The sequence below is a fragment of the Streptomyces sp. NPDC052773 genome (genome assembly GCF_044547145.1).
Taxonomy (GTDB): Bacteria; Actinomycetota; Actinomycetes; order Streptomycetales; family Streptomycetaceae; genus Streptomyces.
In genome coordinates, this window is record NZ_JBITZX010000004.1 from 393,677 (window position 1) to 417,666 (window position 23,990).

Sequence of the window (23,990 nt, forward strand, 5' to 3'; positions counted from 1 at the left end):
CCGTCCTCGATCAACTCCAGCTCGCCGAGTACTGGCGCTGGTAGGCCTTGCGGTCCTGCTCCGTGCGGATCCACCGCGTGGCCACCAGCGCGACCAGGCTTCCCGCGATGACCAGCAGCCCCGGACCGGCGTTCCGGGGATCCGCCAGCCGTGCGTACAGGGACGGCGTCTGCCCGCCGCCCGCCGCCTGGGCCGGCGCACCCGGCGCGCTCGCGTCCTGGCCCGCGGAGGAGGACGGAGCCGGCGAGGACGCCCCGGTCGCCGTGATCAGCCGCACCCCGAGCTCCTCCATCGCCTTCGTCACCGGCTGGAAGAACGTCGTCCCGCCACTGCGGCAGTCCCCGCTGCCCCCGGACGTCACGCCCAGTGCGATCCCCTCCGCGAACAGCGGCCCGCCGCTGTCCCCGGGCTCGGCGCACACATCCGTCTCGATCAGGCCCGTGACCGTGCCCTCCGGATAGTTCACCGTCGCGTCCAGCGCCGTCACCCGCCCGTCGCGCAGCCCTGTCGTACTGCCGCTGCGGAATACCCGCTGCCCGACGTCCGGCTCGGCCGCCCCGGTGATCCGCACCCCCTCCCGGGCGCCGATCGCCACCACGTCGGCGCCCTCGCCCGCCCGGCCGCTCGCGTACCGCACCAGGGAGTAGTCGGCGCCCGGGAAGCTCCCGGCGACCGTCCGGCCCACCTCGCGCGCGCCCTGGTCGTCGGCGAACCACACCGACCCCGTGGGTCCGCAGTGCCCGGCCGTGAGGATGAAGTCGCGCCGCCCGTCGGTCACGTTGAACCCCGCCGAACAGCGCCCGACCGTCGACAGGATGGGCCGCGCCCCGTTCAGCCGGGTGGTGAAGGTGCCCGCGGAGCGCTCCATGCGGACGAAGCCGCCGATGTCCTCGGCGAGTTGCGTCAGCCGGTCCCAGTCGGCGGCGGAGACGGTGCGGTCGGCCCGTACCACCACCTCGTTGCGCCGGTAGTCCACCGCCCACGCCGTCCCGGCCACCCTTGGCGCCGAACGCAGCGCCGCGGTGGCCGACTTCAGCTCGCGGAGGCTGTGCCGCACCACCTTCGGCGTGGCGCCCGCCCGGCGGACCTCGGCGGCGGTGTCCCGGTCGGTGACCGCGACCACCGGCCGCCCGTCGGCACCGACCCAGCTGCCCGCGGTGCGCTCGGCGCCGAGCCGCTCGACGAGACCCGGGCCGGTGACCGGCGGGGCGGGCGGCGGCGGGCTCGCCACCGCCTGGGTCACCATCGTCCCCCCGAGCAGCAGACCGCCGACGGCCGCCAGCCGTGCCGCCCGCCGGACGATCCGTCGTCGTACGTGCCTCATGCATGGCTCCCGAACCCCGAACGCGCGGTGACGCCACCGCGGGGGCCTCCGGCAGTCGAGCGCCCTCCTTCGCATACGTGCCGGGAGCCGGGCCCGTTCACCCCCTCAAGGGGACGGCTCAGTTCTTGCGGGCCACCCCGCCGAACATCGCCACCTCTTCCGGCTCCGTCCCGTCGCGGCCCTCCGGGCGCCAGCGTGAGCAGGAGACGACGCCGGGCTCCAGCAGCTCCAGCCCGTCGAAGAAGCGGGTCACCTGCTCGGGGGTGCGCTGGGTCAGCTTCGGCGTGCCGTGCTCGTTCCAGAACTTCACCGCCTCGTCCACGTCCGGCATCGACGGCGAGGTGATGGTGTGCGACAGCACCAGGTGGCTGCCCGCCGGCAGCGCGTCCACCAGCCGCCGCACCAGGCCGTACGGGTCCTCGTCGTCGCCGATGAAGATGACCACGCCGAGCAGGATCAGCCCCACCGGCTTGCTGAAGTCCAGCGTCCTGCCCGCGTGTTCGAGGATGGCGTCGACGTTGCGCAGATCCTCGTCGAGGTAGTCGGTGCGGCCCTCGGGAGTGCTGGTCAGCAGCGCGCGGGCGTGCGCCAGGACGAGCGGGTCGTTGTCGACGTAGACGATCCGCGCGTCCGGGGCGAGCCGCTGGGCGACCTCGTGGGTGTTGTCGGCGGTCGGCAGCCCGGTGCCGATGTCCAGGAACTGGCGGATCCCGGCCTCCTGGACGAGATGGCGCACGGCCCGGCCCAGGAAGAGCCGGTCGGCCTGCGCGTACGCGCCGATGCCCGGGTGGAGTTGGCGGATCTGGTCGCCGGCCGTGCGGTCCACCTCGTAGTTGTCCTTGCCGCCCAGCCAGTAGTTCCAGATGCGGGCCGTGTGCGGCTGGGAGGTGTTGATGCGCTCGCGCAGGGAATCGGCCACGCCGTCCGTGGTGGGCGGGTTCTCGGTCACGGGTCAGCTCCTGGGATGCCGTAATGCGGTGGAGTGTCAAGCAGCAATCTAGACGCATCAGTTGATCAGTGCCGATCCCCCTGCGCATTTTGCCGGACCGCGCAGCCGCCTATCGTGTGGGCATGAGCGGTATGCCGCACGAGACGACCGGAGAACCGAACCCGCTGCGCGCCCTCGACCTGGAGCGGCTGCGCCGTCGTACGAGCGCGAAATGGCGTACGTATCCCGAGGACGTACTGCCTCTGTGGGTGGCCGAGATGGACGTGCCGCTCGCCGAGCCGATCACCCGCGCGCTCACCGAAGCCCTCGACCTCGGCGACACGGGCTACCCCGCCGGCACCGGCTACGCCGAGGCGCTGGCCGCCTTCGCGGCGAAGCGGTGGGGATGGGACGGCATCGCCGTGGAGCGCACCACGACCGTGACCGACGTGATGCTGGGCGTCGCCGAGCTGCTGAGGCTGCTGACCGGGCCCGGGGACGCGGTCGTGATCAGCCCGCCGGTGTACCCGCCGTTCTACGCCTACGTCACCCACCTGGGCCGCAGGGTGGCCGAGGCCCCGCTCGGCCCAGACACGCGGATCGACCTCGCGGCGCTGGAGACGGCCTTCCGGCAGGCGGTCGCGGGCGGCCGGCCCGCGGCGTACCTGCTGTGCAGCCCGCACAACCCGACCGGCACCGTGCACACCGCCGAGGAGCTGTCCGCGGTCGCCGCGCTCGCCGAGCGGTACGGGGTGCGGGTCGTCGCCGACGAGACGCACGCGCCGCTGGTCCTGCGCGGTGCCGAGTTCACGCCCTATCTGAGCGTGCCCGGCGCCGAACGCGGGCTGTCGCTGATGTCGGCGTCCAAGGCGTGGAACCTCGCCGGACTCAAGGCCGCCCTCGCCATCGCGGGCCGGGGCGCCGCCGACGATCTGGCGCGGATCCCCGAGAAGGCGAGCCCCGGGCCGAGCCACCTCGGCGTCATCGCCCACACCGCGGCGCTGCGCGACGGAACCGCCTGGCTCGACGCCCTCCTGGCCGGACTCGACGACAACCGGCGGCTGCTCACCGCCCTGCTGGCCGAGCACCTGCCGCAAATCCGCTACCGGCCCGGCGAGGGCACCTACCTCGCCTGGCTCGACTGCCGCGCCCTCGGCCTCGGCGACGACCCGGCGCAAGCCTTCCTGGACCGCGGCCGGGTCGCCCTGTACCCGGGCCTCCCGTTCGGCGCGGGCGGCGCCGGACACGCCCGGCTGAACCTGGCCACCTCACCCGAGCTGATCACGGAGGCGGTACGGCGGATGGCACGGACGGCGGGGTGATCGCTGCGCCCGGCACCCTGGCCGTCACCCTCGGCTCCCGCCCTGCCCCGCCAGCCCTAGACTCCGGTCATGGACGAGACGCCCACGGCCCGGCTCGGCGCCGGCAAATACCTGCTGATCACCAGCTACCGCCGGAACGGCACGGGAGTCGACACCCCTGTCTGGGTCGTGGAGGACGAGGGCGCGCTCGGTGTGTGGACGGTCGCCGACTCCTGGAAGGTGAAGCGGATCCGCGCCAACCCGCGGGTCCGTGTCGCCCCCTGCGACCTGCGCGGCAATCCCACCGGCGACGCGATCGAGGCCACCGCCGAGATCTGCGACCCGGCCACCACCGCCCGCTACCGCAGGCTCATCGCCCGCAAGTACGGCGTGATCGGCCGCCTCACCCTGCTCGGCAGCCGGCTGCGGCGCGGCACGGCGGGCACGGTCGGCATCCGGGTGACTCCCGTGCGGACCCCGGACGCCGCGTGACGTCTCGTCAGGTCCAGGCCCGGTAGGGCTCGTCGATCAGCTGGAAGACGGGCTCGCCGCGCACCGGGTCCTTGGCCGTGGACAGCCGTACCCGGTCGCCGCTGTGGATGCCGATGGGCGGGCCCATGACCCGGCCCCGCACCACGAACCCCTCCGCCATCTCTATCAGCGACACGTTGCGCGCGGCCGGGGTGTTGCGGTGCACCACCGTGGAGTGGCGGACCGTGCCGACGCCCTCGCTGCGCTCCGTGCGCAGATCGCTGCCCTGGCACACCGGACACAGCAGCCGGTGGTACATCGCGGTGCCGCACCAGGTGCAGCGCTGGAAGAGGATGGTCTCGTCGTCCGCCGCCCGGTGGTCCATCGCGGGGGTGAGGACACCCGCCGCGGAGCCGGCTCCCTGCTGAGCGGCGCTTCCTGAGTGGTGGTACACGCTGTCAACTCCCTGCGCTCGGCCGGAATCCGCGTGCGCGGCTCACCGTGCACGCCTGTGCCCGGTTCGCCGTGCCACCGTGCACGCCGACAGGTTATGGCACTGAGTGCCACGCGTAAAGGCACTCCGTACCCCAAATTTCGGCCGCGCTCGTCCCTGGGTTCTGTGCTCAGTCCCGGCCGAGCGTCGCCTCGATCTCCTGCACCACCCGCCACAGCGGCGCCCCGCGCCGCGAGACGACCACCACCACGTCCTCGGGCCGCTCGTCGGCGGGCGGGACCGGACCGCCCCCGAAGGCGGACTGCACGAAGCCCAGCGCGTGGTCCACGGCCGCCCCGGCGTCGCCCTGCCCGTCGGACCGCAGCCAGGACCGCAGCGCGTTGTTGTGCGCCGCCACCACGGCCGCCGCGATCACGTCGGCGCGCAGCGTGCCGTCGCGCCGCCCGGCGAAGCGGCCGCGCAGATACTCCGCGAGGGCGCGCTCGTACCGCCACACCACCGACAGCTCGTAGGCGCGCAGCCCCGGCACCTGCTTGGTGAGCCGGTAGCGCTGTACGGAGAAGGCCGGGTTCTCGGCGTACATCCGCAGCACCAGCCGGGCCGCGTCGCAGACCCGGGTCACCGGCTCCTCGTCCTCCGTGCCGGCCGCGAGGAACGCCTCCATGTCGGCCAGACAGCGCTCGTGGTCGGGGAAGACCACGTCCTCCTTGGACGGGAAGTAGCGGAAGAACGACCGCCGTCCGACCCCGGCCAGGGCCACGATGTCGTCGACGGTGGTCTGTTCGTAGCCCCGCTCCAGGAACAACCGGAACGCCGCCGCGACCAGGGCGTCCCGCATGGGCGGCTTCCCGCCCGCCGCCCGCGCCTTCTCGCCACCCCCGGGCGCCGCACTGCTGGAGCTCATGGACGGGAACGTAGCACGACCGATGGCACTGAGTGCTGCGCGCGGAGGGAACTCAGTTCCCCGCCCGGCCGCCCGCGTACCCTTTGCCCAGCTCAGCCGCCGTAGCCGAGGAGACCCCGATGTCCCGCGCCCGCATCCTCTTCGTCACCGACCTGGCCTACCCGGCCCGCGGGCGGCGCTACTGCGACGAGGACATCGCCCTCACCTCCCGGCTCCGCGAGGAGTTCGACCTCGCCCTGTGCCATCCCCGTGACGCGCTCGCGCTGATGGACGCCTTCGACGCCGTCGTGGTCCGCAACAGCGGCCCCGTCCTGGCGTACCAGGAGGCCTACGACGCCTTCCGCGCGCACGGGCTGCGCACCGGGGCGCGGGTCTACAACCCGCTCACCGGCCGCGCCGACATGGCCGGCAAGCAGTATCTGCTCGACCTGACCGCGGCGGGCTTCCCGGTCATCCCGACCGTGGACCGCGCCGCCGATCTGGAGCGGCTCCCGTCCGCCGAGCGCTATGTGGTCAAGCCCAAGCTCGGCGCCGACTCGATAGGGCTGCGCGTGGTGCCGCCCGCGGACCTGCCCGGCCTCACCGACGGAACCGTCCTCGTCCAGCCCCGCGTCGACTTCGCGTACGAGGTCTCCTTCTACTTCGTCGACCACGACTTCCAGTACGCCCTCCGCGCCCCGGACCCGGACCGCCGCTGGGACCTCCAGCCGTACGAGCCGTCCCCCGACGACCTCCGGTTCGCCCGCCGCTTCATCGAGTGGAACGGGCTCGAGCACGGCGTCCAGCGGGTCGACGCGTGCCGCGCCCCCGGCGGGGAGCTGCTGCTGGTCGAACTGGAGGACCTGAACCCGTATCTGTCCCTCGACGCGCTGCCCGCAGACCGGCGGGACGCGTTCGTCGCCGCGTTCACGGCCTCCCTGCACCGGTTCATCGGCACCGTCTGACGGCTCGTTCAGTCGGCCTCGGCCGTCCCCGCGGCGGCCAGCCGGGCCACCGCCGCGGCCACCTCCCGGCGCAGCGGCTCCGGCAGCGGATCGCCCCGCACGGCCTCCACCAGGCCGTCCGCGAGGCGGTACAGCTTGGTGTTGGTGCGCTGTGAGACCGCGACCAGCACCTCCCAGGCGTCCTGCGGGCTCAGCCCGAACGACGCCATCAGCACCCCGCGGGCCAGGTCGATGGTCGGTCGCGTCTGCATCGCCCGGCGCAGCTGCACGACCTCCACGCCCAGCTCCTGCTCGGTGCCGTTCATCCCGGCGGCCGGGAGGAACAGCGGCAGCGTGCCGGTCAGTGAGAGCAGCCGTTCGACGACGGAGGAGATCCGGTCGAGCGTCACGGACTTGCCCTCGGCCAGGGCCTGCTCACGCACGGCGAGCAGCACGTTCAACCCCGAACAGTCGCAGAAGGAGACGCCGCTCAGGTCGAGGTCGAGGCCCTCGTCCGTGTGCGCGAGGGCGGCCCGCAGGGCACCCCGCAGCTCTTCCCCGACCTCCAGACCGAGTTCACCGGCCACTGACACGCGTGTGCGATCGCCATCGGCTGCGGTGCCGATGGTCAGTCCGGGACTCCCGACCGTCGCCGACGGGCGGTCCTCCGACTCCGGCATGGCCGACTCTCCCTCGGAATTCCTGCCTGCCCTCGCTTACAGGCTGGGCTTCGAAACGACATACGTCAAGAGATACATGAAATCTGTTTCGTGTTTTGGAATGCGGGAACGAGCGGTCCTATGATGTCTCCATGGGTGGAGTGCCTGAGCCGCATACTGGATGGACGTTCCTTACCAATCACGCCCGCGTGCTGGCCGCCATCGCCGATGACAACACCGCGCGCATCCGGGACATCGCCGCGCACTGCCGGCTGACCGAGCGTGCCGTGCAGAAGATCATCGCCGATCTGGAGGAGGCCGGTTACCTGTCGCACAGCCGTGAGGGGCGCGGCAACACGTACCGGATCGAGCCGGGCAAGGTGCTGCGGCATCCGGCCGAGGCGGGGCTGACGGTCGCGTCGCTGCTGTCCGTGCTCGCCCGGGACGAGGCCCACCGCAGCCGGGAGGGCGCGGACGGCCAGACGCCCGTGGGCGACCGCCGCTGACTCTTCCGCCGGCGGCTCCGGCCGCTGGTGCCTCCGGCCGGCCTGTCCGTCGGCGGCCCGGGTCGGTCTCTCCATCGGTGGCTCCGGTCGGCATTTCGCCGGTGGCTCCGGTCGACCCTTCGCCGGTGGTCTCGCTCCGGCGAGGGCCGTCACACAGTGCGGCCGTGTCACCCGACACGGTGTCACGTCGCCCGGCTGGGACCCCACATGGATGTCACCCCACACGGTCGTCACGCCGTCCGGCGTCGCCCCGTCCGGCGTCGCCCCGTCCGGCCGTCACGCCATCGGGCCGTCACCCGCCGCGGCCGTCATTCCGTCCCGGGTGTCTGCGGCTCCGGCTCCGGCTCGGCCGGGACCCGGATGTCCAGTACGCACACGTCGTCGCGCCGTTCGCCCTCCAGCATCGCCGTGAGCAGCGGCTCCAACGAGCCCGGCTCGTCGCGGTCGTGGAGCATCGCTGCCTGCGCCAGCCGCTGCAGACCGCTGTCGATGCCCTCCCCAGGGCGTTCCACCAGACCGTCGGTGTAGAGCAGCAGCCGGTCCCCGGGGCGCAGCAGGCACTCCGCCTCCTCGAACGACGGCTCGGCGCTGGCCCCGAGCAGGACGCCGCGCGGCCGGTCCAGGAACCGCGCCACGCCGTCGCGCAGCAGCAGCGGCGGCGGATGACCGGCCTGCGCCCACACCAGCCGCCGCCCGCGCGCCTGATAGCGAGCCAGCACCAGGGTCGCCGTGCCACGTGAGTCACGCGAGTGCAGCAGCAGGGTGTTGAGCCGGCCCAGCGCACCCGTCAGCGACGACCCCGTGATCACCATTCCCTTGGCGGTGAACCGCAGTTGGGCCATCGTGGCCACCGCTCCGACCCCGTGCCCCGCGACGTCGCCGACCACGAACAGGGCGGCGTCGTCGGCCAGTTCGATCGCGCTGAACCAGTCGCCGCCCACCTGCACCCCCGACTGGGCGGGCAGATACGCCACTTCGACCCGCAGCCCGGCCAGGCGCAGCGGCTTGTCCGGCAGCGGCAGCAGCGCGTGCTGCAACCGCCCGGCCAGCGCGCGTTCGGCGCGCAGCGCCCCGTGCTGGGTGAGCATCGCGCGCTCGCTGGCCACCAGCGCCAGCTCGGCGCGGCGCTGGGCGGTCAGATCCTGGAGGAACCCGTGCACCTCCACCGGGGTGCCGCGCAGATCGGTGACCGCCTCGGCGACGATCCGCAGATGCCGTACCCCGCTCGCCGTCCTGATCCGGAACGGCGCGTCCACCCGCCGGCCCTCCTCCACGAGCCCCTCGAGGGCGTGGGACAGGACGGGCGCGTCCTCCGGCACGGCCAGGGCGGGGAGGTCGGCCAGCCGTACCGCACCCTGCCCCGGATCGCGGCCGAGCACCGTGAAGGCCTGCGGGGACCAGGTGCCCTCCTGGGTGACCAGGTTCCAGTTCGCCCACCCCAGGTTGCCCAGCCGCTGCACGTCCGCCAGTCGGCGCTCCTGCCGGTCCGAGGAGTCGTAGCGCACCCAGGAGACGACCAGACCGCCGCCGAGCCGCGCCACCCGCACCCGGTAGGTCGACAGTTCGGCCGCCCCGGCCACCGCGTCCGACTGCCCGTACGGCTCGCCCTCGTACGGCTCCCCGGTGGCCAGCGTGTGCGCGCAGCCCCGCCACAGCGTCTCGTCCGCCAGCGGCGGCCAGCACTCCAGGATCCGCCGGCCCACCAGCTCCCGGCCGGTGCGCCCGACGACGTCGACGGTCTCCGGGGACGCCGCGTCCACGCGGTAGTCCTCGATCTCTCCGGTCGCAGTGCGCAGGGGACCGAGCAGCACGACGGCGCCCGGCAGGGTGTCGAGGACGGCCTGTACGGCGTCGGTGCCGCCGTGGGCCGCGGGTTCCGGCCGGGTGCCGAAGGCCCGCAGCCGGCCCGCGCAGAGCCGGGCCACGGCGCGCAGCCGCTCCCGCATCCCCGGCGGGAACGGCCCCGCCCCGGAGCGCAGTACGCCGATGGAGACCTCGGCGGTGTCACCGGCGACCACGGGCAGCCAGGCGCGCGACAGCCAGCGCTCCGGCGGGTCGCCGATCAGCAGATACCGCCGCCTGTCCTGCTCGATGTCCTCGAGCCAGCACGGCGCGCGGGTGCGCAGCGCGTCCAGCGCGGCGATCCCGGCCAGCGGCGGGACGCGGCGCCACTGGGCGGCCAGCGTGGGGTCGATCCCGGCATGCCCGATCAGCTCCAGTCCGCCCTCGGGCAGCCGGGCGTAGATCATCACCGCGTCGGCACCGGCCTCCGTACGCAGGTGCTCCAGGAGGCACCCGGCGAGTTCGTGCGACGACCCCACCCGCCCGAGCGCCACCCCGAGCCGCCCGAGCATCCCGCCGTCGTCCTCCGGCCCGGTGGATTCCCACGGGCAGGGGACGGGGACCGAGGGGCCGGGGGAGGGGTGGCTGGGGGGCGGGGAGCCGGTGGTGGGGGCGGGGGAGCCGGCAGTGGGATGGCCGGGGGCGGAGGAGCCGGTGGGCGGTGGGTTGTGACCGGAGGAACCGTCGGCCGGCTCGCGGCGACCGGCGGAGTCGGGGTCGGGCAGGCCGTTGCCGGGGGCGTCGGCGGCCCGGTGGCGGGAGATGGCGCGGCCCGTCGGTTGCTCCGGTGATGTGGGCGTCGCGTCGGCGAGGGCCAGTCGGCACTCCTCGATCAGTGTGCGGTGGCTCGTCCGGGCCCGTTCGATGAGCTCGTCGTGGGCGGCCCGTGCGGAGCATCCGGTGAGGGCCATCAGCGCGCCCTTGGCCCGCTCCAGCACCGCCGAGGTCGCGGCCGGGTCTGTCGGCCGGTCCTTCTCGGCGCGCTGCCTGGCGACGAACCCGGTGGATCCGGTCGATCCGGTCGATCCGGTGGATCCGGCGGACCCGGGCGATCCGGGAGTGCCGGGTGCCTCGGGTCCGGTGCCGGGTCGGGTGGGCTCGGCAGACTCGCTCGTCACGCGACGAGCATGGCACATCCCGTGGTCCGGGGTGCTGCCGCGCGGTCGATTGTCCGGCGGGCGCTGGGGTCGCGGTCAGCGATGCGCGGCGTGCTCGACCAGGGCCTGGCTGACGGCGCGCACGCTCCGGGCGATGTGCTGGAGCTGCAGTACCTCTGCGGCGTACAGCTTGATCGTGTGTTCGATGACCGATTCGGGCATGCCGAGGCGGGGCAGGTCGGCGCGGGCGGTCTGGAGGGCGGTGCGGGCGACGCGGATCTCCTGCTGCACCTGGATCTCGGCGTGCCGGGCGAGCAGCACGGGGTGGCGGATGAGTGCCGGATAGCTGGCGTACCGCGACGGCACCAGCTCGCGCAGCCACTTGGCCGCCGAGCGCTCCCAGTCGTAGCTGCCGGGGGTCTTGACCTGGCAGGGCCAGTCCGGGCTGATGCGCGTGGTCGTCAAGGGCATGAGCATCGCTTCCAATGTGCTGCGTCGCTGAAGGATGGGACGACGGACGCGGCGGGCCCCCGGCCTAGGGGATGACCGGGGAGCCGCCGCGGTGGGCGTGCGCGGTGCGACGCCCGGCCGGACACCCGGGCCGTCGCGGGTAGGGTCGGCGGCTTCGGGGGTCCGCGGTGATGCGGGATCCGCGAGAAGTATTTATATATGCCATCGGCTTTGCAAGACGTATGAAAACATTCATGCGCGCTTTGAAATGAGTGGTCCCCTTGGGTCGCCGTTCGGCGGCAGGGGTGCGTGGGCTCAGTCGCGCAGGAAGAACTGGTGCTGGTCGGAGATCTGCTCGTACGACTCCAGCCGGGCCTGGGTCCGCTCCGGGTCGGCGTCGGTCATGGCCTGGAGCAGGGCGGCGGCCATCACGCCGGGGGCGGCGTAGGAGTCGAAGACCAGCCGGGAGCCGGTCCCGGTGGCGAAGGTGACGTCCGCCTCGTCGGCGACGGGGCCGAGCGCGAGGTCGGTGATCAGGGCGACGCGCAGCCCGGCGTCACGGGCGACCCGCACCGCGGTCAGGGTCTCCTGCGCGTGCCGGGGCAGGGAGAACGCCAGCACCCAGGTGCCGCCCGCCGACCGCGACTGGAGCAGCGCGTCGTAGGCGACGGTGCCGCCCCGGGTGACCAGCCGTACGTCCGGATGGATGCGCCGCGCGGCGTACGCGAAGTACTCGGCGAGCGAGGCGGAGATCCGCAGCCCCAGCACGGTCAGGGGCGTCGACGCGGACAGTTCGCGGCCGATCGCGATGACCTGGTCGGGGTCGGCGAAGTCGCGCCGCAGGTTCTCCAGGTTCTCGATCTCGGCGTCGACCGCGGCCTGAAGCTCGTTCGCGCGGTCCTCCTCGGCGGGGCCGCCCGCGAGCGTGCCCAGCGCGATCGACTGGAGCTTCTCCCGCAGCGCCGGGTAGCCGCTGAAGCCGACCGCCGCCGCGAACCGGGTCACCGACGGCTGGCTCACCCCGACGCGCTCGGCCAGATCCGTGATCGACAGGAACGCGGCCTCGGTGATGTGCTCGATCAGATACTGTGCGATGCGCCGCTGCCCAGGCGACAGCCGAGGCCGGTCGAAGAGCGTCCTGAGCTGGGAAGTCGGGGCGGCCTCCGCTTCCGGTGCGATCTTTCCCGAGGTGATCGCGGATGCCTGTGCGCGTGCCTGCTGCGGCGATGGCACCGGTGCGCCTCCTTTGCTTCCCACGCGATTCAACATAGCTCACGCCCCGCGCCGACCAGCGTCGCCGTACGGCTCTCACCTGCGGTGGACGACGACCGAGTGGGCCCGGCGCCCGGGGAAGCCGAGGGCCCGAGGCCCCTCGGGGGCGCACCGTCCCCGGCGCCCGGTCTCAGTACGGCCCCCCAGCACCCCCCAGCCCCGGCGGTCCGCCTCGGTCACCACCACGGCCCACTCCCGCAGCAGGACGGCGGACGCGTCGAAGTCCGCGATCCACCCGCCCGGGTCCGCGGCGTGGCCGCCGTACGCCACACGCCGCCCCTCCAGCAGCGGCTCGGCCGTGGCCCACCGGGCGGCCGGCCGGGTCACGTCGGCGGGCGTGCAGGCGACCGGCAGGCCCGGCCCCTCCCGGCCGGCGGCGGGGTGGAGCAGGCCTTCGAGCGGGGGCCTCGGCGGGTCGTCATGCCAGAACAGGCCGCTCAGGAATGCGTCCAGCGCCGCCCGCAGCGCGGGTTCGGCCACCTCGCGGACGTCCTCCCAGCCCTGCCCGGCCCAGAAGTGCGGTTTGTACGGGCCGTTGGTGCAGGGGAACGGGCACCCGCCGCTCGACCGGTGTCCGCAGCAGGTGTTCCCAGTCGACCGTCAGTACGGTGATGTCCAGCCGCATGCCGGCACGCTAACCGGCGAGTTCCGCCACCGGCACCACCAGGTCCGCGCGCTCCCAGGTCGCCTCGACCAGTTCCGCGTTGCGCTGGTCCGTGCGGTGTACCCAGGCCACCGCCTCGGCGTGGGCCTTGCCGAACTGCTCGTGGCGGGCGACCAGTCGGCGGATGCGTTCGGTCTCGTCGAGGGCGCAGAACCAGACCTCGTCGAGCTGGGGGCGCACCCGGGCCCACGCGCCGGTGTCCAGCAGCAGGTAGTTGCCCTCGGTCACGACCAGCCGGGCCGTGGGCGGTACCGGCACGGCACCGGCGAGCGGTTGTTCGAGGTCGCGTTCGAAGCCCGGTGCGTAGACGATGTCGTCACTGCCCTCGCCGTCGTCCTCGCGCAGGCGGCGCAGCAGTGCCGCGTACCCGGCCGCGTCGAAGGTGTCCGGCGCGCCCTTGCGGTCACGGCGGCCCAGGCGCTCCAGTTCCACGTCGGCGAGGTGGAAGCCGTCCATCGGGACATGGGCGACCCACGGCTCGCCGCTGCCGTTCAGCTCCCGCACCAGGCGTTCGGCCAGCGTCGTCTTGCCCGCGCCGGGCGACCCGGCGATACCGAGCAGCGCCCGCCGCCCGCCGGCGGTCAGCGCGCGGGCGCGGGCGAGGAGGTCGTCGAAGGTCAGGGGCATGCGACAGAGTGTGGCACCGGGGCCGGACCAGCAGGGAGGGCGGGGCGGCGGGCCGAACGTGCCACAGTGCGCCCTCCATGTGGCGTGCGCCACTCGCTGCCGACCCGGATGCGGGGAACCGTGTCTTCATGACGGAGATGACGGAGAAGACGGAACTCGGCCTTCCGCGGGGGATCCAGGCCTGTCTGTTCGACCTCGACGGCGTCGTCACCCGGACGGCCGTGGTGCACGCCGCGGCCTGGAAGGAGACGTTCGACGCGTTCCTGCGCGGGCGCGAGGGCGAGCGGTTCCGGCCGTTCGACGCCGTCACCGACTACGACGAGTACGTCGACGGACGCCCCCGCGCCGACGGCGTGCGCACCTTCCTCGCCTCCCGCGGCATCGAACTGCCCGAGGGCGAACCCGGCGACCCACCGGACGCCGAGACCGTCCACGGCCTCGGCAACCGCAAGAACGAGCTGCTGCTGGAGCGCATCCGGTCCGGCGGTGTCGAGGCCTACGACAGCACCCTGCGCTATCTCCATGCCGTCCGCGCCCGCGGGCTGCGCACCGCGATCGTCTCCTCCAGCGCCAACTGCCGTGACGTACTGCGCGCGATCGACGCCGAGGACCTGTTCGACGTCCGGATCGACGGCGTGGTGGCCGCCGAGCGCGGGCTGCCCGGCAAGCCCCGCCCGGACACGTTCCTCGCCGCCGCCCGAGACCTGGGCGTGACGGCGAAGGAGGCGGCCGTGTTCGAGGACGCGCTCGCCGGGATGGACGCCGGCCGCGCCGGCGGCTTCGGGTACGTCGTGGGCGTCGACCGCGTGGGGCAGTCCGAGGCGCTGTACGCGCACGGCGCGGACGTCGTCGTCGAGGACCTGGCGGAGCTGGGGGACGCCGGGTGATCGCGCAGCGGTCGTACGCCGTCGAACCGTGGACCGTCCGCGAGACCGACCTCAAGCTGGACGTCCTCGCCCAGAGCGAGTCGGTGTTCGCGCTGTCCAACGGGCACGTCGGCTGGCGCGGCAACCTCGACGAGGGCGAACCGCACGGCCTGCCCGGCTCCTACCTCAACGGGGTGCACGAACTGCACCCGCTGCCGTACGCCGAAGCGGGCTACGGCTATCCGGAGTCCGGCCAGACCGTCATCAACGTCACCAACGGCAAGGTGCTGCGGCTGCTCGTCGACGACGAGCCGTTCGACCTGCGCTACGGCCGGCTCGTCGCCCACGAGCGCACCCTCGACCTGCGCCGGGGCGTCCTGGAACGGGTCTGCGAGTGGACCTCCCCGGCCGGTTCCACGGTCCGCGTCCGCTCCACCCGGCTGGTCTCGCTCACCCAGCGGGCCATCGCCGCCGTGGCCTACGAGGTGGAGCCCGTCGACAGCCGCACCCGGGTGGTCATCCAGTCGGAGCTGGTCGCCAACGAGAGCCTGCCCGAGCCGAACGGCGACCCGCGCGCCGCCCGGGCGCTGAAGTCGCCGCTGGAGCCCGAGGAGGACTTCGCCTCTGGCACCCGGCTGCGGCTGGTGCACCGCACCCGGCGCAGCGGACTGCGCGTCGCCGTCGCCGCCGACCACACCGTCAGCGGCCCGGAGCGCACCACGACCTCCGCCGAGAGCAACGTGGACGTGGCCCGGCTGACCGTCACCTCCGTGCTGGAGCCCGGACAGCGGCTGCGGGTGGAGAAACTGGTCGCCCACGGCTGGTCCGGCGCCCGCTCCCGGCCCGCGATGAGCGACCAGGTCGAGGCGGCGCTGGCCGCCGCCGCGCACAGCGGATTCGACGGCCTGCTGCGCGACCAGCGGGCCTACCTGGACGACTTCTGGGCGCGCGCCGACGTCGAGGTCGACGGCGACGAGGAGATCCAGCAGGCCGTCCGCTTCGCGCTCTTCCACGTCCTCCAGGCGGGCGCCCGCGCCGAGGGCCGCGCGATCCCCGCGAAGGGCCTGACCGGCTCCGGATACGACGGTCACGCCTTCTGGGACACCGAGATGTTCGTGCTGCCGCTGCTCACCTACACCGCGCCGGAGGCGGTCGCCGAGGCGCTGCGCTGGCGGCAGAGCACCCTGCCCGCCGCCCGGGAGCGCGCCGCCCAGCTCGGCCTGTCCGGCGCCGCCTTCCCCTGGCGGACCATCGAGGGCTCGGAGTGCTCGGCGTACTGGCCCGCCGGGACCGCCGCGTTCCACGTCAACGCCGGCATAGCCGACGCCGTGACCCGCTACACCGCGGCGACCGGCGACACCGCCTTCGAACGGGACACCGGCGTGGAACTGCTGGTGGAGACGGCCCGCCTGTGGCGCTCCCTCGGCCACCACGACCACGAGGGCGTCTTCCACATCGACGGCGTCACCGGACCCGACGAGTACAGCGCGATCGTCGACGACAACGTGTACACCAACCTGATGGCCCGGCAGAACCTGCTGGCCGCCGCCGAGGCCGTACGCCGCCACCCCGAGCAGGCCGAGCGGCTCGGCGTCGACGACGAGGAGAGCGCCGCCTGGCGGGACGCCGCCGAGGCCATGCACGTGCCGTACAACCGCGAACTCGGCGTGCACGAGCAGCACGCGGGCTTCACCCGCCACCAGCGCTGGGACTTCACCGCCACCGGCCCCGACCGGTACCCCCTGCTGCTGCACTTCCCGTACTTCGACCTCTACCGCAAACAGGTCGTCAAACAGGCCGACCTGGTGCTCGCCATGTACACCTGCGACAGCCACTTCGACGAGGAGCAGATCGCCCGCAACTTCGCCTACTACGAGCCGCTGACCGTCCGCGACTCCTCCCTCTCCGCATGCGTCCAGGCCGTCGTCGCGGCCCGGTCGGGCCATCTGCGGCTCGCCTACGACTACACGGCCGAGGCCGCCCTGATGGACCTGGCCGACCTGGAGCACAACACCCGCGACGGACTGCACATCGCCTCGCTGGCGGGCACCTGGATGGCCCTGGTGGCCGGCTTCGGCGGGATGCGGCGGGACGGCCACACCCTCGACTTCGCCCCGCGGCTGCCCGAGCGGTTCAGCCGTCTGGCGTTCTCCCTGCAGATCCTCGGCAGGCGACTGCGGGTGGAGATCACCCAGGAGAAGACCGTCTACACCCTGCTCTCCGGCCCGCCCCTCAGGATCGGCCACCACGGTGAACCGGTGACGGTGAGCACCGACGGCCCGGCCGTCCGCGCGGTCCCCGCGACCCCCGACCGCCCCGCCCCGGAGCAGCCCCCGCACCGGCGCCCCAACGCGCGCTGAATCTCCGGGGCGCGCCGACGCTCCGGGTGCGCCGACCCTCCGGCATGCTCCGATGCTCCGAGCGAGCGGCTGCCCGGAGGCCGGCCGCGTCCGGCGCGCTGCAACCTCGGACGATATGGGTTAGTTTGTCCCTGTTTTTCTGGTGATCACCCGACGGCCCACGGACCGTGCGACCGTGCGGGCGTCAGAAACCGCCCCGCGAGCCGGTGGGGGGAGGGACAAGACGATGGCCGAGAGTGTGAGCGTCACCCGCGCGGGCGCCCTGCGCCTGGGCACGCCCAGCGCGATCGCGGTCGTGGCGGGCGCGTTCACCGCCACCCAACTCCTGCTGGTGCCCCCCGCCATGGGCCTCGGCTGGGACGAGATCGTCTACGTCAGCCAGGTCGGCGACCACGCCCCGCCCGCCTTCTTCAGCGCCCCCCGCGCCCGCGGCGTCACCGTGCTGGTCGCCCCCATCGCCTCCTGGTCGGCGTCGACCGCGCTGCTGCGGGTCTACCTCGCCGTCCTCTCCGGCCTCGCCCTCTACCTCGCCCTGCGCACCTGGCGCGGCCTGTTCCCGGCGCGCGTCCTGGCCACCGGCGGCGCCCTGTTCGCCACCCTGTGGGTGACGCTCTTCTACGCCCCGAGCGCCATGCCCAACTACTGGGTCGCCGTCGGTGGACTGTTCTGCGTCGGCTGCTTCCTGCGCGCCCGCGCCGGCGACCGCGACCGGGCCGCCCTGGTGGGTATCGGGGCGAGCGCCGCGCTGATGGCGCTGATGCGGCCCACCGACGCCGTCTACGTGACCGCCCCCCTCCTCGTGCTCGCCCTCGCCGGACGCCGGTGGCGACCGCTCGCCGTGCTCGTCGCGGGCCTCGCCGCCGGAGGCGCCCAGTGGATCGTCGAGGCCTACCTCAGCCACGGCGGCCTGGCCCAGCGGCTCGCCGACGCCTCCCGCATCCAGGGCGGGCTCGGCTGGCACTTCGCCGTCGACGACCAACTGCGCGGCCTGATCGGCCGCACCCTGTGCCGGCCCTGCACCGGCCCGCTGCCCAACCCGGCCGTATACCTGTGGTGGTTCGCACTGTGGGCGCTGGCCGCCGTCGCCGTGGTGATCGCCGTCCGCGCCCGGCGGCCCCTGCCGACCGTGTTGCCGCTCGCCTGCGCCGTCACGGCCGCCGTGCCCTACCTGTTCATGATCGGCTACGCGGCCCCCCGCTTCCTGCTGCCCGCCTACGCGCTGGCCGCGATCCCCGTCGCCGACGCCCTGTGGCGCCTGGTCACCACCCCGCGGGGCGACTGGCGGCCGGCGGTCGCGGCGGTCGTCGCACTCGGCCTGGCCGGGCATCTCGCCGTGCAGTGGGCGATCCTGGACCGCACCGTCCAGCGCACCGTCGACGACCGCCGCGCCTGGGCGCGCACCGCCGGGGAACTGCACCGGCTCGGTGTCCGCCCCCCCTGCCTGCTCACCGGCCACACCGCCATCCCGCTCGCCTACTACACCGGCTGCTCCTCCGCCGCGACCGGCGGCAACAACGCCAACATCACCGTGCCCGCGATCCTGGACGCCACCCGCCGCATCCCGGTCGCCGCGCTCGGCACGTCGAGCGGCGCGCCGCCGTCGTACGCCCGCTCCTGGGCGCCGTACCGGTTCGACCGGCTCCACCTCTACCTCGCCCCGGCGCCCCGCGAGGGCGGGCACGCGTGACCCCACAGGCGCCCGCCGCGGCGTCCACTCGCCGCCGGACGTACTGGCAGACCCTGCTCGCCCTGACCGTGCTGATCGCCGCCGGGTGCCTGGCCCACTGGCACTGGGCGGTGCTGGCGAGCGGCGCCGGGCGGCTCGCCGTCGCCGACCACGGATGGCTGCTGGTGGGCGCCACCGCCGTCACGGCGACCTGGGTGTGCTCGGCGCTCGCCCAGCAGGGCGCGGTGACGCGCGGTCTGCCCGCCGGGCGGCTCGTCGCCACGCAGTTCGCCGCCTCCGCCGCCAACCAGGTGCTGCCCGCGGGGCTCGGCGCGGGCGCCGTGAACCTCCGCTTCCTGATGCGCTGCGGCCTCCCGGCGGCCGGCGCGGCGACCGCGTACGCGGTCAAGGCGACAGCGGGGGCGGTGATCCGCGGCGTGCTCATCACCCTTCTCGCGCTGGCCTGTCCCGGGGCCCTCCGGTTACCGCAGGCCTCCGGCGGCGCGCTCGTCCTCGTCCTCGCCGGGGTGCCGGCCCTGCTGCTGGCCGCCGCGCGGCTGTGGCCGCGCTGCCGCCGGGCGATGGCCGCCGTGCTCACGGACGTACGGGCGGTGCACGCCCGGCCGCACCGGGTGGCGGCCCTGTGGGGCGGATCGCTGGCCTTCGTCGTGCTGCACGCCGTCGCGCTGATCGCCGTCACCCAGGCCGTCGCCCTGCCCCTGCCGCCCGCCCGGGTCGCCCTCGTCTACCTCGCCGCCAGCGGCGCCGCCGCCCTCCTGCCCACCCCCGGCGGCCTCGGCTCGCTCGACGCGGCGCTCGCCCTCGCCCTGGTCGCCGCCGGCGCCCCGGCCGCCGCGGCGGCCTCCGCCGTGCTCGGCTACCGGCTGCTGACCGTCTGGCTGCCGCTGCTCCCCGGCCTGCTGGTGCTCGCGGTGCTGGTGCGGCGCCGGGCCCTGTGAGGAGAACAGGTGTTTCCCGGCTGTCCGCCGCTGGTAGGAGTCCGGTTGTCGGGCGGAGGGCGTGGGCGAGGGGGAGTGGCATGGCGTACGACGCGACGGAGGCGGGCCGCCTGGGGGCGGAGTTCTTCACCCCGGGGACCGCGTCCTTCACCGAGTTCCTGGCGGCCCACCGCCCCCGACTCCTGCCGACCCGCAGCCCGTTGCCCGACGGCGTACGCGCCGCCCCCGGCACCGCGCCGCACGGCACCACCGTGCTCGCCCTCGCCTACCGCGACGGTGTGCTGATCGCCGGCGACCGCAGGGCCACCATGGGCAACCTGATAGCCCAGCGCGACCTGGAGAAGGTCCACCCCGCCGACGACCACACCGCGGTCGCCTTCGCGGGCACGGTCGGCCTCGCCCTCGACATGGTGAAGCTCTACCAGGTCGAGCTGACCCACTTCGAGAAGATCGAGGGCACGCCGATGAGCCTCGCCGCCAAGGCGAGGCGGCTGTCCGGGATGCTCCGGGACAACCTCGGCCAGGCCATGCAGGGTCTCGCCGTCGTCCCGCTGCTCGCGGGCTACGAGGACGGACGCGGGCGCATCTTCGGCTTCGACGTCGCCGGCGGCACCTACGAGAAGACCGGCTTCCACGCCGAGGGCTCCGGCTCGCCGTTCGCCCGGGGAGCGCTGAAGAAGCTCCACCGGCCCGGCATGACCCGCCGCGAGGCCGCCCTCGCCGCGCTCCACGCGCTGTGGGACGCGGCTGATGACGACTCGGCGACCGGCGGACCGGACATCGGCCGCCGGATCTTCCCCGTCCTCTCCGTCATCACCGAGGACGGCTTCGAGCGGCTGCCCGAGGCGGAGACGGAGGAGCTGAGCCGGGAGATGACCGAGCAGCGCCGCATCCGCCCGGACGGGCCGAACGCCACTCCCTGACGGTCGGGTCATGGGGGCCGGTGAGTGGTCGGTCGTGTGGGTCTCCGGCAAACCAGCAGGTTGGAGGCCGCGGGATCGGGAAACGCGGAGAGGACGACCACCGAGGTCGACGAGCCGAGCCCCGACACGACAGGGAGGACGTCATGGGCGAGACGGACCGCACGCGACCCGAACCGATGGCGGACGACGCCTACCAGCCCACCGGCACCAACGAGGAGCAGGAGGACGCCGCACCGCTCGACATGCAGGACGCGGTCGACGAGCGGACGTACGACGACATCCTCGACGAGGGCTACTCCCCGCCGGAGAAGCCGCTCGGTGTCACCAAGCACGGCATCACGGCGGCCGAGCAGCACGACGGCGAGAGCCTCGACCAGCGGCTCGCCCAGGAAGTGCCGGACGCCCAGGAGGTCGCCGGGGATGACATCGGGGACCTGCCGGGAGGCGAGGGCGAACCGGTCGACCCCGAGGCGGGCGGCGCCCGCGCCGGACGTCTGGTCGCCCCGGACGAGGGCGCCCGCACCGACACCACGAGGGAAGAGGTCGCCCAGGACGTGGGTATCGACGGGGGCGCCGCGGGCGCCGAGGAGGCCGCGATGCACATCACCGACGACGACATGACGTCACCGGTGGAGGAGGAAACCCCCTGACGCGGACGGACGGGCCCGCGTCAGGGGGAGGAGTGTGCCGGGCGGCCGGCTCAAGGCAGCAGCTTGTCGAGGGCCGCCGGCCCCTCCTGGGCCAGCTTGCGCTTGGCCCATTCCAGGTTGCGGGGGGTGAGGTCCTTGCCGGAGGCCAGGACCAGGTCCTCCGGCGACACGTCGGTGCCGGTGCGGGCGTGGAGCAGGCTGTCCGGGGTGGCGCGGTCCTGAGACGGCCGGGACGCGCCGGAATGTGACGTCGACATGATCTCCGCTCCTCGATCCGGTTCGTTGTTTCGGCCCCGGTGCTGGCAACGGGTCTGATAACACCATTCACCCAGGGAGCGCGCAGTGCATCCGGAAGCGCCCGGGGCACGCCTTCCGCAAGCGCTGGAGCACAGACTCCGGTCGCATGCTCCCGTTGCGGCAGGGGTACCGCCGCGGGGCCGGACGTAACCTCTCGCTTCGGCCCGCGGGGTGTTGTCAGTGGCGGGTGCCATGCTGTGCGTGACGGTCATCGACGCCGAGTGACGAGGGGGCGGGCGTGGGGTTCCAGGGCGAGATCTGGCAGGTGCGCAGTGGGGACGATCGGGTCGGGGAGATCCTGATCGACGACGCGGACTTCCCCTGGCTGTCGGGCGGATTCACGCCCGGCCCGGCGTACGACGACACCCTCCGTGATCTGTTCGCCTGCGAGCTGGAGCTGGTCGAGCGACTCGCGGAGCGGGACGAGGACGCGCTGGTGGACGCGTGGGAGAAGGTCTACGACGAAATACGCGGACGGGTGTCGCTGTGCTCACCGGACGGCCCGGTGCCCGAGTTCCTCCTGCACATCGAGGACGGCCATGGTTCCGGTGGAGCGACGAGCCGTTCGAGGAACTCGAGGAGTCCGCGGCCTGACCCGAGCGGCCGGCCGGCTCAGGATCGCCGCAGCAGTGCCTCCGCCTCGGCCAGGATCTCCGTGACGCGCAGGCCGAACGCGGCGTCGCACGGGTGAGGGCGGCCGGTCGCGGCGGAGTCGCGCAGGGCGTCCGCGGCGCGGGTGAGGGCGGGGACGATCCCCTCGGAGCTGTCCGGGAGGACGGCGACGCCCGCCGTGCCCAGCAGCTCCACGGTGGCCCCCGCCGCCTCGGGCGGGGCGGTGAGGCTCAGCGTGAGGGTGCTGGACGCGCCGCCGGTGTGGGCGAGGACCAGGTGCACCGTGTCACCGGGGCCGGGTGCTGCCGCGATCACCCGGCGGGCGTCGCCGAGCACGGGCAGCAGCACGGACAGGGCGTGCGGACCGATGTCCCACAGAGCGCCCTTCTCCCGCCGCCACGGGGAGGCCGCGAAAGGGCTGTCCCCGACGGGGGCGCCGCCCGGCTCCGGGCTGAACAGCGCGGCGAGCCACTGGGCGCGGGCGGTGAACCAGCCGTCGGTGCCCGCCTGTTCGGTGATCCAGGCCTCGGTCTCGGCCTGGAAGCGGGTGGTGAAGAAGACCACCGAGGCCACCTCGGCCTGCCGGGCGGCCTCGGCCACCGCCCGGGCCCGCTCCGGCGTCACCGCGAGCGGCTTGTCCAGCAGCAGATGACGGCCCGCCCGCGCCGCCCGCACCGCCAGCTCGGCCTGCACATCCGGCGGCAGGGCCACGGCCACCGCGTCCACGTCGGCGAGCAGTGCGTCGACGTCGTCGTAGGCGCGTACTCCGTGCAGGTCCGCGAGTTCCTTCGCGGCGTCCGTGCGCCGGCCCCACACGCCCGCGAAGTCCAGTCCGTCGTGGCCGGCCAGGGCGGGGGCGTAGGCCATCCGTGCCCAGGGGCCGGTGCCGAGCAGTCCGATGCGCATACGTCACGCCTCCACGGTGTCGAACATCCTGCGACCGGCACCCCCGTGCCCGTCCGGCCGGCACCCGCGTGCCCGGCCGCACCGAGCCTGCCACACCAACCGGTGGCCCGCGCAAGCCGGTTGCCTGGGGAGGGCTGGCGGCGGTGGCCCGGGGGACGGGCAGGGGCCGGATCCGGTCGGCGTGGGCCACGAGGCCGGTGATTTTGCCGGTGCCCTCTGTCCCGTGCCGCCCCGACAGTGGGCGAGCCGTTCCGACGGCAGACCCCACACCCTCGCAGGCGCACGACAGAGAGGACGACTCGACGTGCAGCAGCATGCGCAGCACCACGCCGACTCCCCAGCCCCCCGCCGACGCCGCCGCACCGGCCGCCTGACCGGGCTCGCCGCCGCCACCGCGGCCCTGATCGGACTCGGCAACCTCAGCGGCACCGGCGCCCACGCCGCCGACAACCCCTACGAGCGCGGTCCGGCGCCGACCCAGGCGAGCATCGAGGCCCTGCGCGGCCCGTACGCCGTCTCGCAGACCTCCGTCTCCTCCCTGGCCGTCACCGGCTTCGGCGGCGGCACCATCTACTACCCGACGACCACCGCGGACGGCACCTTCGGCGCCGTGGCCATCTCGCCCGGGTTCACCGCCTACGAGTCCTCGATCGCCTGGCTGGGCCCGCGCCTGGCCTCCCAGGGCTTCGTGGTCTTCACCATCGACACCAACACCACGATGGACCAGCCGGACTCCCGCGGTGACCAGCTCCTCGCCGCGCTGGACTACCTCACCCAGCGCAGCTCCGTGCGCGGCCGGGTCGACGCCACCCGGCTCGGCGTGATGGGCCACTCGATGGGCGGCGGCGGCAGCCTCGAGGCCGCCAAGGACCGGCCCTCCCTCCAGGCCGCGATCCCGCTGACGCCGTGGAACCTGGACAAGACCTGGTCCGAGATCCGCACGCCCACCATGATCATCGGCGCCGACGGCGACACCATCGCCCCGGTCTCCAGCCACGCCGAGCCGTTCTACCAGAACCTGCCGTCGTCGCTGGACAAGGCGTACCTGGAGCTGAACAACGCCACGCACTTCACGCCCAACAGCAACGACACGACGATCGCGAAGTACAGCATCAGCTGGCTCAAGCGGTTCATCGACAACGACACCCGCTACGAGCAGTTCCTGTGCCCGCTGCCGCGGCCGAGCCTGACCATCGAGGAGTACCGGGGCAACTGCCCGCACACCTCCTGACCCCGCCGCCACCTCAGGGCACCACGGCGGTCGCGTACCTCACGCGGCCGCCGTGGCCGTATGGGATTTGTGGTCGTGGCGTTGTGCGCGCGCACGCG

At 73.8% G+C, this 23,990-nt stretch carries 23 protein-coding genes and 1 pseudogene; 12 read left to right on the plus strand and 12 right to left on the minus strand.

Annotated elements, in window-relative coordinates:
• Window positions 1–10: 10 nt before the first annotated feature.
• Both ACIG0D_RS12185 and ACIG0D_RS12190 read right to left on the minus strand, forming a co-directional pair.
• A complete protein-coding gene (locus tag ACIG0D_RS12185) occupies window positions 11–1,324 on the minus strand; it encodes a S1 family peptidase (protein WP_399798964.1) in 1,314 nt (437 codons plus the stop codon).
• Between the two features lie 118 nt (window positions 1,325–1,442).
• Window positions 1,443–2,273 carry an SAM-dependent methyltransferase gene (locus ACIG0D_RS12190; RefSeq protein WP_399798967.1) on the minus strand — a complete coding sequence of 277 codons (831 nt, stop codon included), beginning with the start codon at window positions 2,271–2,273 and terminating at the stop codon, window positions 1,443–1,445.
• Window positions 2,274–2,395: 122 nt separating this feature from the next.
• Between ACIG0D_RS12190 and ACIG0D_RS12195 the strand changes: the two genes are divergently transcribed.
• Complete coding sequence (locus tag ACIG0D_RS12195) at window positions 2,396–3,574, plus strand: MalY/PatB family protein (RefSeq protein ID WP_399798969.1); 1,179 nt, start codon at window positions 2,396–2,398, stop codon at window positions 3,572–3,574.
• A gap of 69 nt (window positions 3,575–3,643) precedes the next feature.
• Window positions 3,644–4,045: a PPOX class F420-dependent oxidoreductase gene (locus tag ACIG0D_RS12200; RefSeq protein ID WP_399798971.1), complete on the plus strand. Its 402-nt coding sequence runs from the start codon at window positions 3,644–3,646 to the stop codon at window positions 4,043–4,045.
• Window positions 4,046–4,052: 7 nt separating this feature from the next.
• Here ACIG0D_RS12200 and ACIG0D_RS12205 read toward each other — a convergent pair whose 3' ends face one another.
• Window positions 4,053–4,478 (minus strand): Zn-ribbon domain-containing OB-fold protein, encoded by a 426-nt coding sequence (locus tag ACIG0D_RS12205; RefSeq protein WP_399798973.1) that lies wholly within the window; start codon window positions 4,476–4,478, stop codon window positions 4,053–4,055.
• A 169-nt stretch (window positions 4,479–4,647) separates the two neighbouring features.
• Entirely contained in the window at window positions 4,648–5,382 is a 735-nt protein-coding gene (locus tag ACIG0D_RS12210; RefSeq protein WP_399798976.1) for a TetR family transcriptional regulator, read from the minus strand.
• Window positions 5,383–5,501: 119 nt separating this feature from the next.
• Between ACIG0D_RS12210 and ACIG0D_RS12215 the strand changes: the two genes are divergently transcribed.
• On the plus strand, window positions 5,502–6,326 hold the full coding sequence (locus tag ACIG0D_RS12215) for a hypothetical protein (RefSeq protein WP_399798979.1): 825 nt from the start codon (window positions 5,502–5,504) through the stop codon (window positions 6,324–6,326).
• Window positions 6,327–6,334: 8 nt separating this feature from the next.
• On the opposite strand, the gene ACIG0D_RS12220 is transcribed toward ACIG0D_RS12215, so the two are convergent.
• Window positions 6,335–6,985, minus strand: coding sequence for an ANTAR domain-containing protein (locus ACIG0D_RS12220; protein WP_399798982.1), 651 nt, complete (start codon window positions 6,983–6,985; stop codon window positions 6,335–6,337).
• Between the two features lie 131 nt (window positions 6,986–7,116).
• Here ACIG0D_RS12220 and ACIG0D_RS12225 point away from each other — a divergent pair, with 131 nt between their 5' ends.
• On the plus strand, window positions 7,117–7,470 hold the full coding sequence (locus ACIG0D_RS12225) for a helix-turn-helix transcriptional regulator (protein WP_399798984.1): 354 nt from the start codon (window positions 7,117–7,119) through the stop codon (window positions 7,468–7,470).
• A gap of 308 nt (window positions 7,471–7,778) precedes the next feature.
• Here the strand turns inward: ACIG0D_RS12225 and ACIG0D_RS12230 are convergent, their stop codons facing one another.
• From ACIG0D_RS12230 to ACIG0D_RS12250, 5 genes are all read right to left on the minus strand, one after another.
• The gene (locus ACIG0D_RS12230; RefSeq protein WP_399799290.1) at window positions 7,779–10,250 is read right to left on the minus strand and encodes a SpoIIE family protein phosphatase; all 2,472 of its coding nucleotides are present in this window, start codon (window positions 10,248–10,250) and stop codon (window positions 7,779–7,781) included.
• Between the two features lie 255 nt (window positions 10,251–10,505).
• The gene (locus ACIG0D_RS12235) at window positions 10,506–10,886 is read right to left on the minus strand and encodes a hypothetical protein (RefSeq protein WP_399798986.1); all 381 of its coding nucleotides are present in this window, start codon (window positions 10,884–10,886) and stop codon (window positions 10,506–10,508) included.
• A gap of 288 nt (window positions 10,887–11,174) precedes the next feature.
• Window positions 11,175–12,092: a MurR/RpiR family transcriptional regulator gene (locus ACIG0D_RS12240; RefSeq protein ID WP_399798989.1), complete on the minus strand. Its 918-nt coding sequence runs from the start codon at window positions 12,090–12,092 to the stop codon at window positions 11,175–11,177.
• Window positions 12,093–12,167: 75 nt separating this feature from the next.
• Entirely contained in the window at window positions 12,168–12,611 is a 444-nt protein-coding gene (locus tag ACIG0D_RS12245) for a hypothetical protein (RefSeq protein WP_399798991.1), read from the minus strand.
• Between the two features lie 154 nt (window positions 12,612–12,765).
• Window positions 12,766–13,422: a nucleoside/nucleotide kinase family protein gene (locus ACIG0D_RS12250; RefSeq protein ID WP_399798994.1), complete on the minus strand. Its 657-nt coding sequence runs from the start codon at window positions 13,420–13,422 to the stop codon at window positions 12,766–12,768.
• 128 nt (window positions 13,423–13,550) lie between these two features.
• On the opposite strand from ACIG0D_RS12250, the gene ACIG0D_RS12255 reads away from it, so the two are divergent.
• The 6 genes from ACIG0D_RS12255 (at window position 13,551) to ACIG0D_RS12280 (ending at window position 20,846) form a co-directional block, all read left to right on the plus strand.
• A complete protein-coding gene (locus ACIG0D_RS12255; protein WP_399798996.1) occupies window positions 13,551–14,309 on the plus strand; it encodes a beta-phosphoglucomutase family hydrolase in 759 nt (252 codons plus the stop codon).
• Window positions 14,306–16,648, plus strand: a complete 2,343-nt coding sequence (locus ACIG0D_RS12260; protein WP_399798999.1) for a glycoside hydrolase family 65 protein — start codon at window positions 14,306–14,308, stop codon at window positions 16,646–16,648. Before ACIG0D_RS12255 ends, ACIG0D_RS12260 begins: the two co-directional genes overlap by 4 nt.
• Window positions 16,649–16,874: 226 nt before the next feature.
• The gene (locus ACIG0D_RS12265; protein WP_399799001.1) at window positions 16,875–18,335 is read left to right on the plus strand and encodes a hypothetical protein; all 1,461 of its coding nucleotides are present in this window, start codon (window positions 16,875–16,877) and stop codon (window positions 18,333–18,335) included.
• A complete protein-coding gene (locus ACIG0D_RS12270) occupies window positions 18,332–19,273 on the plus strand; it encodes a lysylphosphatidylglycerol synthase domain-containing protein (RefSeq protein WP_399799003.1) in 942 nt (313 codons plus the stop codon). The genes ACIG0D_RS12265 and ACIG0D_RS12270 overlap by 4 nt, the downstream gene beginning before the upstream one ends.
• 80 nt (window positions 19,274–19,353) lie before the next feature.
• The gene (gene prcB, locus ACIG0D_RS12275) at window positions 19,354–20,196 is read left to right on the plus strand and encodes a proteasome subunit beta (protein ID WP_399799006.1); all 843 of its coding nucleotides are present in this window, start codon (window positions 19,354–19,356) and stop codon (window positions 20,194–20,196) included.
• Between the two features lie 143 nt (window positions 20,197–20,339).
• A complete protein-coding gene (locus ACIG0D_RS12280) occupies window positions 20,340–20,846 on the plus strand; it encodes a DUF5709 domain-containing protein (protein ID WP_399799008.1) in 507 nt (168 codons plus the stop codon).
• A gap of 50 nt (window positions 20,847–20,896) precedes the next feature.
• Here ACIG0D_RS12280 and ACIG0D_RS12285 read toward each other — a convergent pair whose 3' ends face one another.
• The gene (locus ACIG0D_RS12285) at window positions 20,897–21,103 is read right to left on the minus strand and encodes a hypothetical protein (protein ID WP_166004236.1); all 207 of its coding nucleotides are present in this window, start codon (window positions 21,101–21,103) and stop codon (window positions 20,897–20,899) included.
• 278 nt (window positions 21,104–21,381) lie between these two features.
• On the opposite strand from ACIG0D_RS12285, the pseudogene ACIG0D_RS12290 reads away from it, so the two are divergent.
• Window positions 21,382–21,737 (plus strand): annotated as a pseudogene (locus ACIG0D_RS12290) (hypothetical protein).
• An 18-nt stretch (window positions 21,738–21,755) separates the two neighbouring features.
• Here ACIG0D_RS12290 and ACIG0D_RS12295 read toward each other — a convergent pair.
• Window positions 21,756–22,661 (minus strand): Gfo/Idh/MocA family protein, encoded by a 906-nt coding sequence (locus tag ACIG0D_RS12295; protein ID WP_399799011.1) that lies wholly within the window; start codon window positions 22,659–22,661, stop codon window positions 21,756–21,758.
• Window positions 22,662–22,965: 304 nt separating this feature from the next.
• Here ACIG0D_RS12295 and ACIG0D_RS12300 point away from each other — a divergent pair, with 304 nt between their 5' ends.
• A complete protein-coding gene (locus ACIG0D_RS12300; RefSeq protein ID WP_399799013.1) occupies window positions 22,966–23,892 on the plus strand; it encodes an alpha/beta hydrolase in 927 nt (308 codons plus the stop codon).
• The last annotated feature ends 98 nt before the right edge of the window (window positions 23,893–23,990 follow it).